The sequence below is a fragment of the Arthrobacter sp. Leaf337 genome (assembly GCF_001423745.1).
In the GTDB taxonomy this organism is placed as follows: Bacteria; Actinomycetota; Actinomycetes; order Actinomycetales; family Micrococcaceae; genus Arthrobacter.
On sequence record NZ_LMPC01000012.1, the window covers coordinates 533,220 to 544,576 of the forward strand.

Annotated in this window: 13 protein-coding genes; 4 read left to right on the forward strand and 9 right to left on the reverse strand. The window is 66.4% G+C overall.

Annotation, left to right across the window (positions count from 1 at the left end; translation table 11 throughout):
• Positions 1-134 precede the first annotated feature (134 nt).
• Entirely contained in the window at positions 135-1,580 is a 1,446-nt protein-coding gene (locus ASF98_RS11630) for an HNH endonuclease signature motif containing protein (RefSeq protein WP_055801740.1), read from the forward strand.
• 60 nt (positions 1,581-1,640) lie between these two features.
• On the opposite strand, the gene ASF98_RS11635 is transcribed toward ASF98_RS11630, so the two are convergent.
• Positions 1,641-2,276 carry a DedA family protein gene (locus ASF98_RS11635; RefSeq protein ID WP_055801744.1) on the reverse strand — a complete coding sequence of 212 codons (636 nt, stop codon included), beginning with the start codon at positions 2,274-2,276 and terminating at the stop codon, positions 1,641-1,643.
• A gap of 58 nt (positions 2,277-2,334) precedes the next feature.
• Entirely contained in the window at positions 2,335-4,197 is a 1,863-nt protein-coding gene (ilvD, locus tag ASF98_RS11640) for a dihydroxy-acid dehydratase (RefSeq protein WP_055801747.1), read from the reverse strand.
• A gap of 75 nt (positions 4,198-4,272) precedes the next feature.
• On the opposite strand from ilvD, the gene ASF98_RS11645 reads away from it, so the two are divergent.
• Both ASF98_RS11645 and ASF98_RS11650 read left to right on the forward strand, forming a co-directional pair.
• Entirely contained in the window at positions 4,273-5,124 is an 852-nt protein-coding gene (locus tag ASF98_RS11645; RefSeq protein ID WP_156037090.1) for a helix-turn-helix transcriptional regulator, read from the forward strand.
• A gap of 108 nt (positions 5,125-5,232) precedes the next feature.
• Positions 5,233-6,195, forward strand: a complete 963-nt coding sequence (locus ASF98_RS11650) for a 1-phosphofructokinase family hexose kinase (protein ID WP_055801751.1) — start codon at positions 5,233-5,235, stop codon at positions 6,193-6,195.
• A 38-nt stretch (positions 6,196-6,233) separates the two neighbouring features.
• Here ASF98_RS11650 and ASF98_RS24800 read toward each other — a convergent pair whose 3' ends face one another.
• The 7 genes from ASF98_RS24800 to ASF98_RS11680 form a co-directional block, all read right to left on the reverse strand.
• Positions 6,234-6,425 carry a hypothetical protein gene (locus ASF98_RS24800; RefSeq protein ID WP_235505830.1) on the reverse strand — a complete coding sequence of 64 codons (192 nt, stop codon included), beginning with the start codon at positions 6,423-6,425 and terminating at the stop codon, positions 6,234-6,236.
• Positions 6,383-6,667: an SRPBCC family protein gene (locus tag ASF98_RS11655; RefSeq protein WP_235505831.1), complete on the reverse strand. Its 285-nt coding sequence runs from the start codon at positions 6,665-6,667 to the stop codon at positions 6,383-6,385. The genes ASF98_RS24800 and ASF98_RS11655 overlap by 43 nt, the downstream gene beginning before the upstream one ends.
• Positions 6,668-6,709: 42 nt before the next feature.
• Positions 6,710-7,039, reverse strand: coding sequence for a YciI family protein (locus ASF98_RS11660; RefSeq protein ID WP_055801753.1), 330 nt, complete (start codon positions 7,037-7,039; stop codon positions 6,710-6,712).
• Complete coding sequence (locus ASF98_RS11665) at positions 7,036-7,518, reverse strand: SRPBCC family protein (protein ID WP_055801756.1); 483 nt, start codon at positions 7,516-7,518, stop codon at positions 7,036-7,038. The genes ASF98_RS11660 and ASF98_RS11665 overlap by 4 nt, the downstream gene beginning before the upstream one ends.
• A 40-nt stretch (positions 7,519-7,558) precedes the next feature.
• Entirely contained in the window at positions 7,559-8,536 is a 978-nt protein-coding gene (locus tag ASF98_RS11670) for a TIGR03086 family metal-binding protein (protein ID WP_055801758.1), read from the reverse strand.
• On the reverse strand, positions 8,523-8,855 hold the full coding sequence (locus ASF98_RS11675) for an ArsR/SmtB family transcription factor (protein ID WP_028270391.1): 333 nt from the start codon (positions 8,853-8,855) through the stop codon (positions 8,523-8,525). The genes ASF98_RS11670 and ASF98_RS11675 overlap by 14 nt, the downstream gene beginning before the upstream one ends.
• 100 nt (positions 8,856-8,955) lie before the next feature.
• Positions 8,956-10,239 (reverse strand): MFS transporter, encoded by a 1,284-nt coding sequence (locus ASF98_RS11680; RefSeq protein WP_235505833.1) that lies wholly within the window; start codon positions 10,237-10,239, stop codon positions 8,956-8,958.
• 300 nt (positions 10,240-10,539) lie between these two features.
• On the opposite strand from ASF98_RS11680, the gene ASF98_RS11685 reads away from it, so the two are divergent.
• Positions 10,540-11,268, forward strand: a complete 729-nt coding sequence (locus tag ASF98_RS11685) for a GntR family transcriptional regulator (protein ID WP_082506806.1) — start codon at positions 10,540-10,542, stop codon at positions 11,266-11,268.
• Positions 11,269-11,357: the final 89 nt, after the last annotated feature.

Below are 11,357 nucleotides of genomic sequence, written 5' to 3' on the forward strand. Positions count from 1 at the left end.
TGCGGCGACAACGACGGCGGCGGCGCTGCCGGCAGTGCGCGCCAGGGCACCTCTGATGCAGGCCTTTAAATGTCGGTGCCTGCTGACATGCTGTGGGTGTGGAAAGCAGTGCGGTTGCGGAGACGTTGGAGGCCATGGCGGCCTCCCTTTCTGCGCTGGCTGCCTGTGCCGGTCGTCTGGATGGAAACGCTGCCGGGAACGTGGCCCCGGCCGGTGCTGACCCGCTCCAGGACGAGGCGGACGCGTGCCTGGACGGCCTGGCTGTTGTGGGCAGCCTGGAAGCCAGGATGGCCGCGCTGAAGGTGCACTTTGCCGCCGGATACGCCCACGCTGCCGCGGCCTTGGCGGCCCCGGCCGGTTCCCCGCAGGAGTGCACCGCCCAGGAAATGGCGGTGACAGCAGAGGTGGCCTGTGTCCTGACGGTGAGTGAACGGTCGGCAGCCGCGCTCCTGGCGGATTCAGCCACCCTGACCGAGGACTTGCCGCTGACGCTGGCTGCGCTGGGGGCAGGGACCATTTCATGGCAGCACGCTCGGGTGATGTGCGATGAAACATCCGGTCTGGACCCCGCCGCGGCCGCCGCCCTCGAGGCTCACTTCCTGGACCCCGAGGCCCCCTTTGCGGCGCGTGGCTGCCCGGCCGGGGAGCTGGTGCCGGGCAGGTTCCGGGCTAAAGCGCGCAGCTGGCGCGAACGGCACCATCCCGTGAGCATCGAAGCCCGCCACCGCAAGGGTGCGAAGGAGCGCCGGCTGGAGCTTGTCCCGGACCGGGACGGCATGGCCTGGCTCTCCGCCTACGTGACTGCCGATGTGGCGGCGGGTGTCTGGTCCCGTGCCACGGACGCGGCGCGCGCCCTGCAGGGGCCGGCCGAAGCCCGGACCCTGACCCAGCTCCGTGCCGACGTCGCCACATCCTGGCTGCTTGGAGGCGACGCGGAAGGAATCCCGTCACCCAAAGCGCAGGTCCTGGTGACCGTTCCGGTGTTGTCGCTTCTCGGGGTAGCGAACGAACCGGCCACGCTGGACGGCTACGGACCTATACCTGCCAGCATGGCCCGCCGGCTTGTCGCGGACGGCGCCACATCGTTCCTGCGCGTCCTGACGGATCCGCGCAGCGGAGCGCCGCTGGAGATAGGACGCACCAGCTACCCGGTTCCGAAAGCGATGCGCCAGTGGTTGCGGCTTCGGGATGGCCGCTGCCCTTTCCCCGGCTGCAGCAACCACTCCCTGGACAACGAGGCGGACCACCTCCTGGCATGGTCGGACGGAGGCGGCACCGGAATCTCGAACCTTGGCCAGCCATGCCGCAAACACCACCGCCTGAAACACAGCTCACGCTGGAAACCTGTTGGCGCCACCAAGGATCAGCCGCCCGGCTGGATCTCACCTTCAGGACGCTCATATCCCAGCGAACAACAGGACTGGGAACCACCACACTGGCCGGACCACCCCGGCCACACGGGCGAAGATCCGGAGAGGGAGCCGCCCACAGGGCCGGACGGACTTCCCGGTGCCCCCGGTCCCGGGCCACCATTACCGATGGATCCCTTCCCTGACTGGGCACTCTTCATCGCGGCCTAGGATCACCCGCGACTCTGCTGCTGCCCGGTCACCCTTGGTGAGCAGTCTCTGCCCTGGGGGTCACCGTTGCGGACGCGCGCTGCTGTCTGCAGCCGTCGCCTGCCGGTGCCGGCGGATCCGCCAGGTGACCAGAACGCCGACCGCCACTGCTGCGACAACGACGGCGGCGGCGCTGCCGGCAGTGCGCGCCACCTCGTCGTAGAGGTTCCCGGCCAGGTACCCGAGGGTTACGAAGAGGCTCCCCCAGAGCACGCCGCCGGTGATGTTCCAGAGTGCGAAGCGCCGGTACGGCATGCCGCTGAGTCCGGCCAGTGCCGGCATCACGGCGCGGAAGAAGGCGGTGAAGCGGCCCAGGAAAACGGCCGGGCCTCCCCGCCGTCTGAGGAACTCCCGGGCTTTCTCGAGTTGGGGCCGCTTCCGGTCAAAGATCTTTCGGGTAACCAGCCGGGGGCCCAGGTGTTTGCCGATTTCGTAGCCCACCGTGTCTCCCAGGATCGCGGCGGAAACCACCACGGCAATCATGGCTGGCAGCGGGAAGCCTCCCTTTCCGGCGATCACCCCGCCCACCACGGCGGCGGTTTCGCCCGGAATGACGAAGCCGATGAAGAGGGCGTCCTCGGCGAAGACCAGGGCGAACACAACACAGGCCACCAGCAGCGGGCTGGCGTTGAGGAGTCCGTCGAAGAATGCCTGCATCAGGAACAGTGTGGCAGTTGAGGCGGGCGGGCGTCAGCCTGCCCGCCTCAATAAGTTGTTAGATGCGCTCCAACAACGACACGTCCCGGACGGCACCCCTGTCTGCGGAGGTGGCCATCGCGGCGTAGGCGCGCAGCGCCGCGGAAACCTGGCGCTCCCGGTCCTTGGGCTTGAACCCGCCGTTGACCAGCAGTTTCTCACGGCGTTCGGCGAGGACCTCGTCGGAGACCTCCAGATGCAGGGAGCGCTGACTGATGTTGATGCTGATGATGTCGCCGTCCTCCACCAGGGCGATGGTGCCGCCGGAGGCAGCTTCCGGGGAGATGTGCCCGATCGACAGGCCGGAGGTGCCGCCGGAGAAGCGGCCGTCCGTGATGAGGGCGCACTTCTTGCCGAGGCCGCGGCCCTTGAGGAACGACGTCGGGTAGAGCATCTCCTGCATGCCCGGACCGCCCTTGGGGCCTTCGTAGCGGATGACCACCACATCGCCTTCCGTGACGCCCTTGTTCAGGATCTTCTCCACGGCTTCATCCTGGGACTCGCACACGACGGCCGGGCCTGAGAAGGTCCAAATGGACTCGTCCACCCCGGCGGTCTTCACCACGGCGCCGTCCAGTGCCACGTTTCCGCGGAGCACGGCCAGTCCGCCGTCCTTGGAGTAGGCGTGCTCCACGGAGCGGATGCAGCCTTCCGCAGCGTCGGTGTCCAGGGAGGTCCACTCGTTCGACTGGGAGAACGCGGTGGAGGAGCGGACGCCGCCGGGAGCCGCGTGCCACAGGGCCTGCGCCTCTTCGGTGGCCTTGCCGCCCCGGATGTCCCAGTCATCGAGCCAGCCGTCCAGGTCACCGGAGTGCACGGAATGGACGTCCTTGTGCAGGAGACCGCCCCGGTTCAGCTCGCCCAGCAGGGCGGGGATGCCGCCGGCGCGGTGAACGTCCTCCATGTAGTAGGTCTTGTCCTTGGCGACGTTTGGGGCCACCTTTGCCAGGCAGGGCACCTGGCGGGACTTGGCGTCCATCTCGGCCAGGCCGTAGTCCACGCCCGCCTCCTGGGCCGCGGCCAACAGGTGCAGGATGGTGTTGGTGGAGCCGCCCATGGAGATGTCCAGGGCCATGGCGTTGTCGAAGGCCTTCGCAGTGGCGATGGAGCGCGGCAGCACGCAGTCGTCGTCGCCGTCGTAATAGCGCTTCACGAGATCGACGACGGTGGCGCCGGCCTTCTCGTACAGCGCCTTGCGGGCGGTGTGGGTCGCGAGCACGGAGCCGTTGCCCGGCAGGGCCAGGCCGATGGCCTCGGCCAGGCAGTTCATGGAGTTGGCGGTGAACATACCCGAGCAGGAACCGCAGGTGGGGCAGGCGTTCTCTTCAATGAGGTTGATGTCCTCGTCGGAGATGGACTCGTCCACGGCGTCGGCGATCGCGTTCACCAGGTCCAGGGAGCGCACGGAGCCGTCGGTCAGGGTCACGCGGCCGGCCTCCATGGGACCGCCGGAGACGAACACAACCGGGATGTTGAGGCGCAGCGCGGCCATGAGCATGCCCGGGGTGATCTTGTCGCAGTTGGAGATGCAGACCAAAGCGTCGGCACAGTGGGCGTTGACCATGTACTCCACGGAGTCGGCGATCAGGTCGCGGGACGGCAGGGAGTAGAGCATGCCGGAGTGGCCCATGGCGATGCCGTCGTCCACGGCAATGGTGTTGAACTCGCGCGGCACGGCGCCGGCGGCGAGGATCGCGTCGGAGACGATCCGGCCCACGGGGGCGAGGTGGGTGTGGCCAGGAACGAACTCGGTGAAGGAGTTGGCCACGGCGATGATCGGCTTGCCGATGTCCGAGTTGGCGACGCCGGAGGCGCGCAGCAGTGCGCGGGCGCCGGCCATGTTGCGGCCATGGGTGACAGTACGTGAACGAAGAGGAGGCATGGTACCGATCATGCCGTCCCGGGCCGCACGGCGGAAGACAGTACTGATACTAGTAGTAGGAGTACCAGACTACTAGTGTTGGTGACTGTGAAAGAGGCAGGCGAGAGGCGCAAGGAACTGGGACTCTACCTGCGGGCACGCCGCGAGCAGGCGCTGCGGTCGGAGTACGGACTTCCGCCGGTGGCGCGCCGGCGTGAACGCGGACTGCGGCGGGAAGAGATTGCCTTCCTTTCCGGGGTCAGCGTCACCTGGTACACATGGCTGGAGCAGGGACGGGACATCCGGCCCTCGCGGGAAGTGCTTGAGGCTGTGGCCCGCACCCTGCACCTCTCAGAGGCCGGCCGCTCCTATGTCCTGTCACTGGGCGGCTATTCCGTACCGGTGTCGGCCGGCCCGGCGGCCGTTGATGCGCCGGCCCACATCCAGCGGCTCCTCGACGCACTGGGCCCCAACCCCGCCTTCGCGCTGGCCCCCGACTGGAGCGTCACGGGCTGGAACCGGGCCTACGCCGCGCTGTATCCCAATATTGCGAACGTGGCCGCAGCGGAGCGGAACCTGCTGTGGCTGGTCTTTACCGATCCCTACGTGAAGGAACTGCTGCCCGACTGGGACGTCACCAGCAGGCGCTTCCTGGCAGAATTCCGGGCAGAAGCCGGGCAGCGGCTGGGCGATCCGGACGTGGCCTACCAGGTGGAGCGGCTCAGGGAAACGAGTCCCGGGTTCAAGGAGGGCTGGGACCGGTACGACATCCTCGGCTTCGAATCCCGCGAACGGCTGTTCCGCCACCCGGCGGTGGGCGTCCTGAGGCTGGAGCACCATCAGGTCTCACCGTCGGACCGGCCGGACCTCCATATTGTGGTCTACACTCCGGTACCGGGCAGCGATGCCGCGGAGCAAATCGAGCGGTTGCTGGCCGCCGGCCGTTAGCTGCCCCGGATCTCAGGCCACGCTGCGGGCAGGTGCCCGGCCAGGCCCCTACTGAAGACGTGAGGCGGCGGAACCCCGAACGGTTCCGCCGCCTCCTATGCTTGGGCCATGGAAGCCGCACAGCAGTTGGGCAGCAAGCCGATACTCACCCTGACGGTGAACCCGGCGTTGGACATCAGCACCTCGACCGAACAGGTCAGCAGCGGCCACAAGCTCAGGTGCGGCGCGAGCCGGCTCGACCCGGGCGGCGGAGGCGTCAACGTGGCAAGGGTCATCCAGCGCCTCGGCGGCCACACCTTGGCCGTGTACACCGCAGGCGGGCCGACCGGTGAGGCCTACCGCCGGCTCATCGAAGCGGAGCGCATCCCGACGCTGGCCGTACCGATCCAAGGAAGCACACGCCAGGACTTCACCGTTGATGAGACGTCCACCGGGAAACAGTTCCGGTTCGTCCTTCAGGGCCCGGAGCTCTCGGAACCGGAGTGGCAGGCCTGCCTGGACCGTGTTGCCGGGGCGATGCCGGTGGGCGGCTACGTGGTGGCCAGCGGCAGTCTCCCGCCCGGGGTGCCGGATGATTTTTATGCGAGGGTTGCCCGGCTGGCGCGGCAGTCCGGTGCCCACTGCATCGTTGATGCCTCCGGACCGGCCCTCACCGAGGCGCTTGCCGAGGGCGTGTTCCTGGTTAAACCAAGCCTCCGCGAACTGGGGGCGCATTTCGGCGCGGCCCTCGACAGCGAGCAGAGCCAGGTGGACGCTGCCTCGGCCCTCGTGGCTGACGGGGCCGCGGAACACGTCGCACTGACGCTCGGCGAGGCTGGAGCCTTGCTCGCGTCGAAGTCGGGCCTGATCCGGTTGGCCGTGCCGGACGTGCCGGTGGTCAGCACGGTCGGGGCCGGCGACAGTTTTCTTGGCGCTTTTGTGCTCCGGCTCGCGCAGGGCCGCCCGCTTGAAGCGGCGTTCCGGGCTGCCGTGGCCGCCGGAAGTGCCACGGTCATGACGCCTGCCACCGAACTTTGCCACCGCGCCGACGTCGAACGCCTGGAGGCTGAGCTCTCCAGCGCAGTGCCCTGACCGACCGCAGCGGCTTCCGGCAGGGACACCCAGTCTGCCTACCGTGCCTCGAGAACGGCCTTCAGCATCCGGAGCTGGGCAACCTCGCCCTGCATGGTTTTGGTGACGAGCCCGTCCAGGACTTTCATGAGACCCGGGAGCTTTAGGTCCAGGACAAAGCGGACGGTGGTGCGGCCGTCGGCTTCGCTCAGGATGTACTCGCCGTGTGGCCGTGCCGGACCGGCGACCACGTCGAAAGCCAGCAGACGTCCGGGCTCCGCCGCCGTGATCCGGTAGTCCCCTGGATCGGCTTTCCCCTGGGTCCGGTGAGCGTCTGGCTGTAGACAGCCCCGAGCTGGCCGGCGTCGCCGCTGGCCAGCCCGATGTCCTTGACGCCGCTGCGCCAGGCCGTGTTATTCAGCCCGTCGGCCAGGAAGTCATAGACTTCCGCGGCGGTTCGGTCGATGGTGATCTCGTTTTCGGCGTGGGCCATTCAGTGCCTCTCGTGGTGCTCCCGGAAGGCGGGGGCAACTTACTACATCTGCATATCGGCGAGCTCGAAGATCTCGAGCCTGAACTTACCACTGCCTTCGGACAGGAATGGGTGGCCGTCCGCGAGCGCCTTCGCTCCGTCGAGGTTTTCGGCTTCCACAATTGAGTAGCCGTTCAGGTCGGAGGCCTCCGCGGCGGATCCGTCGTCCACCATCGAGGTGCCTGCGGCGAACGGTGCGCCGGCGTCCAGCAATGCCGGGCCCAGCTTCTCCATCCAGGCACCCCAGGCGGCCATTTGTTCAGCGGACTGCTCCGGCGTGAACTGGTCCATGGGCGTGGCCGGTCCCTTGTAGAGGTAAATGAACTTGCTCATGACTTGTCCTTTCGTTGTGTTTTTTCCTCTGTGGCCCGCGATCCGTCCCCTTCGAGCAGGGACTTCAGCTTCGCGAGGTCCTTCCGCATGGCCCGGCGCATCATCGGGGCCATGACGATGCCGGCAACTGCGGAGAAGCCGGCCGGTGCGCCGGCGTTGCGCAGGGTCATCCGGGTGTAACCGGCGTCGGCCGCCGACCAGGTGTAGGTGGTCTGCATGGGGAACGGCCCCTGGGCCGTGCGCATTACCAGCCTCCTGCCAGGGTCCAGCTCGGTAAATTCGTAGACGTATTCCAAGGTCCGTCCGAGAAACTGTGCCTTGAACGCCACCTTGGAGCCCACGGCCAGCGGCGGGGCCGTTTCCCAGCTGACTGCCTTGATGTTGCTGTACCAGGCCGGCGCATTATCCGGGTTGGCCGCGTAAGCGTAGACAGCTTCGGGCGGTCGGCGGATCTCTGTTTCCGTCACCACATCAACCATTTCCGGCACCTTCCCCGGGTCTCGTTCTCTCTCGACGACGCTAGAGCCCGGCAACCTGCCGGCCGGTGAAGGCAACCAGGCGTTCCAGGCTTGCCGCCGATTCATCAACAAGGGTTTCCTCGGCAAAGCTCTTGCCGCGCATCTGCGGGCTGATGGTGTTCCGGGCGAGGCCGAGGACGTAGTCGGAAAGGACCGGCGAGACGCTCAGCTCCTGGCCGGTTGCCCGGGCGAAGTCCCACGCGTGGACCAGCAGTTCCAGGTTCAGGATGTTGGCAACGATGGTTGCCGGCAGTTCGGCGAAGCCCATGTCCAGGCTGCCCTGAGTACCACGGGCGCGGAATGCCTCCAGGGTGGTCTGCGCAGCATCCGCAATCCGGACCTCCGGCGTCGCAGCCGGCTGGTCAGGCACGGTCACACCGAGGGCCTTGCCGATCGATGCGATCGAACCAAAGAGATGGTCCAGGAGGGCGTCAACGGTGAAGTCCTCGCACGGCGTCGGTGAACCCAGGTCTGATTTCCCCACCCCGCGGAGGACCCGCTGGGCAACAGCCAAGGCCGCCTCGGCGCTGGAAAGTTCGTCGATGGGGTCCGGAGCTGCAGCCCATTCGTCCGGGCCGGCATCTCCGCTCGCGGCAAGCTGCACGAGCCTCTCAAGGAAATGGTTCCAGCCTTCGGCGTGGCCCACCTCCTGCTGTTCCGTCAGTCCCTCGTGAATGAGCTGGACCGTGGTTCCGCCTTCGACAGCCTCCAGGTTCACGGTCACAGTCGACGCTCCCGGCGGCAGCCCGGCGTCGCCCTCCCATCCCCAGGTGTAGACGATCCGCTTTCCCGGCTCGATTTCGGTGAAACTTCCCATCGCCGAGTGCCCCGGCGTAATGGTCCAGCGGTATTCCCCGCCCACGCGGAGGTCCACCCGCGCCGCCACGGTCTTCCAGCGCCGCAACCGCTCCGGTTGCGTGATGAGCTCGAAGGCGGCGTCCGGGTCAACCGGAATGAATACTGTCTTATTGAATGTCATCAGAATTCCCTTGCGATGGTTGCTGGCCCAGCCGGCCGGCGTCGGCCACCAGCAGGTCCAGTTCGGTTGTCCAGAAAGCCTCGAATTGTTCACGCAGCCGGACCATCCCGGCGCCGTCCAGGCGGTAGTACCTGTTCCGGCCGTCTTTACGGGCGGTCACCAGGCCTACTTCCGAGAGAAGCAGCAGGTGCTGGGAAATGGCCGACCTGCTGACCGGAAAATGGCCGGACAGCTCGGTGACCGTCTTCTCCCCCTCCGCCAGCAGCCGAAGCAGCGCCCGCCTGTTGGGCTCCGTCGCGACTTCCAGAAGATCAGGCACAGAAAATACGTTAGTCGCCACTAACGCATTAAGCAAGGGGTAGGCCGGGCATGGAAAAGGGCGGCGGCAACCCTTCCGGGTCGCCGCCGCCCACTTGCAGTTATGCGACCGCTACGGGCTCTTTGACCTTCAAGGGTTCAATCTTGCCCATCACGAACAGGTAGTTGGCAGCGCCCACGAGCGAGACAGCTCCGATGACTGCCAGCGGCGCCACGAAGGAACCGGTCTGATCCACCAGCACGCCGATCAGGATCGGAGTGAAGATCCCGGCCAGGTTGGAGGCGAAGTTCTGCAGTCCGCCGATGGATCCGACATGCCTGGAGCTCGGCGCGACGTCCGCGGGCAACGACCAGATGCCGGTTGCGGCGACGGTGAGGCTTGAGTAGGCGACGGAAAGCAGCGCCAAGGCCATCCAGGCTTCCGGCACGAGGGCGGCGAACATGATGACGGAGCCGCCCGCGAGGCCGCCGGCGATGGCGGTCTTGCGGACCCTGGTGACGGATGCCCCGGCCCGTACTGCGCGGTCGGCCAGGTATCCGCCCAGCCAGCCGCACAGCACCGCGCAGATGCCGGGAATGGCACCGAAGAAGCCCAGCTTGAGCAGGTCGAATCCGCGTTCCTTGACGAGGTAGCTGGGGAAGAAGGTGATGAAGAAGTAGATGGCGCTGTTGAGGCAGAAGAAGCCGAACATCATGCTCAGGATGGTGCGGTACTTGAAGAGTGAGCGCCAGGGCAGCTTGGCTGCGTCGGCGTCGTCGCTGCCTTCGCCGCGGGCACCGCCTTCTTCGATGTAGGCCACTTCGGCGGCGTTCGCGCCGGGGTGCTCCTGGGGGCTGCGGTACACCTTCCACCAGACGGCGGCCCAGATAAGGCCGGCGACGCCGATGATGATGAACACTGCATGCCATGAGGTCAGCGCCACGATCAGGGTAACGATGGGCAACGCGATCACGGCCCCCACGCGGGATCCCGAGTCCCAGATGCTGGTGGCGAATGCCCGTTCACGGACCGGGAACCACGTGGCCACCACTTTCGCCGCAGTGCTGGGCGCAGGGCTTTCGCCGACACCCAGGAGGAAGCGCGCTGCGAACAGGGACCAGAAGTTCGTCGCCGCAGCGGTCACCATCGTGAAGATGGACCACCAGACAGCCGCCAGCGAGAACGACCTGCGCGGCCCCACCTTGTCCACGTACCAGCCGGCCGCCAGCTGGCAGAAGTCGTAGGCCCAGAAGAAGGCGGCAAAGATCAGGCCCTGCTGGGTGGCGGTCAGCTCGAAGTCCTTGCCCATGAACGGCAAGGCAACGCTCAGGCTGGAGCGGTCAAGGTAATTGATGCTCAGCCCGATGAAAGCAAGCCAAATGATGACCCAGCGCTTCCGGGTCATTATTCGGGGATTTTTGGTCGATGTCGTACTGGCAACTTTACTTCCGAGCGCAGTCATGTGGTCTCCTTCGACGTGAACATGGCTTCGGGCGCCTGTGGCGCCGGGGGAAGACACCGAAGATATCGATGCCAAATCATATAGGAATCTGGTTAATCATATAGAAAATGTGATCCGGATCAAGCCCCCCTGAAAAATCGCCCCCAGCAGCCCCCTCCGGGGCGGCTGAAGGTCCGGTGGAATATGATTCCCCCAGCGACTCCAACCCGGACACCACCCCAACCAGCACTAAGAGGTCAGCGCGTGCCCCCACGTCAGTCTTCCGATATCTCCCGAGGCAAAGCCGCCGTCAGCGATGTGTATGCATCGATGCGCGCCTCCATCCTCGAAGGTGAGATCGCGCCCGGCACCAGGATCAACATCGACGCCGTTTCGCGAAGTTTGGGCGTTTCGCAGACACCGGTGCGTGAGGTGCTGCAGCGGCTGGAAGGCGACAACCTGGTGGTCTACAACCCCGGCAAGGGCTACAGCACCACTCCCCTGCTGGACCTGGCCGAACTGCGCTCCCTCTTTGAATTCCGGCTGCTGGTGGAACCCTGGGCAGCGCGGTCTGCGGCCGTAGACCGGTTAGCCAACCCGGCCGCGGCCCTCGAGAAGGAAATTAAGGCGTTCCGCGGGGCCATGAAGTCCGAAGGCGACCTGCGGCAGGACCTGGTGGCCCATGACACCAGATTCCATGACACCATCCTCGCCGCCGCCGGCAATACCGTGGTCCGCCACGCCTTCGCCCAGACGCACTGCCACCTGCACACCTTCCGCCTCTACCCGGCCGACGTCGACGGCGCCATCACCGTCGCGGAACACTCGGCCGTCCGCGAGGCCATCCATGCCTGCCAGCCGGAACAGGCCGAAGCAGCCATGGCGGAGCACATCCGAAACTCCTTTACCCGCTTCGCCCAGGCCTTCGAGGGACACGCCGACCTCGCGCCGCTGGAGGACAGCGGGCCACCCAGGCGGCACATCGTGGATTAGAACCCAACCCCGGCCCCGCGGCCGGGGTTTTCTTTTTGCCACGGACTTGATCTGGATCACGTTTCATATATGATTACTGAAATTCATAT

Bases quoted from the DNA above. Each gene is read 5' to 3' on its own strand.
- ASF98_RS11650 (WP_055801751.1), top strand. From the start codon at position 5,233: ATGGAAGCCGCACAGCAGTTGGGCAGCAAGCCGATACTCACCCTGACG.
- ASF98_RS11665 (WP_055801756.1), bottom strand. From the start codon at position 7,518: ATGGTTGATGTGGTGACGGAAACAGAGATCCGCCGACCGCCCGAAGCT.
- ASF98_RS11630 (WP_055801740.1), top strand. From the start codon at position 135: ATGGCGGCCTCCCTTTCTGCGCTGGCTGCCTGTGCCGGTCGTCTGGAT.
- ASF98_RS11655 (WP_235505831.1), bottom strand. From the start codon at position 6,667: ATGGCCCACGCCGAAAACGAGATCACCATCGACCGAACCGCCGCGGAA.
- ASF98_RS11670 (WP_055801758.1), bottom strand. From the start codon at position 8,536: ATGACATTCAATAAGACAGTATTCATTCCGGTTGACCCGGACGCCGCC.
- ilvD (WP_055801747.1), bottom strand. From the start codon at position 4,197: ATGCCTCCTCTTCGTTCACGTACTGTCACCCATGGCCGCAACATGGCC.
- ASF98_RS11680 (WP_235505833.1), bottom strand. From the start codon at position 10,239: ATGACCCGGAAGCGCTGGGTCATCATTTGGCTTGCTTTCATCGGGCTG.
- ASF98_RS11660 (WP_055801753.1), bottom strand. From the start codon at position 7,039: ATGAGCAAGTTCATTTACCTCTACAAGGGACCGGCCACGCCCATGGAC.
- ASF98_RS11635 (WP_055801744.1), bottom strand. From the start codon at position 2,276: ATGCAGGCATTCTTCGACGGACTCCTCAACGCCAGCCCGCTGCTGGTG.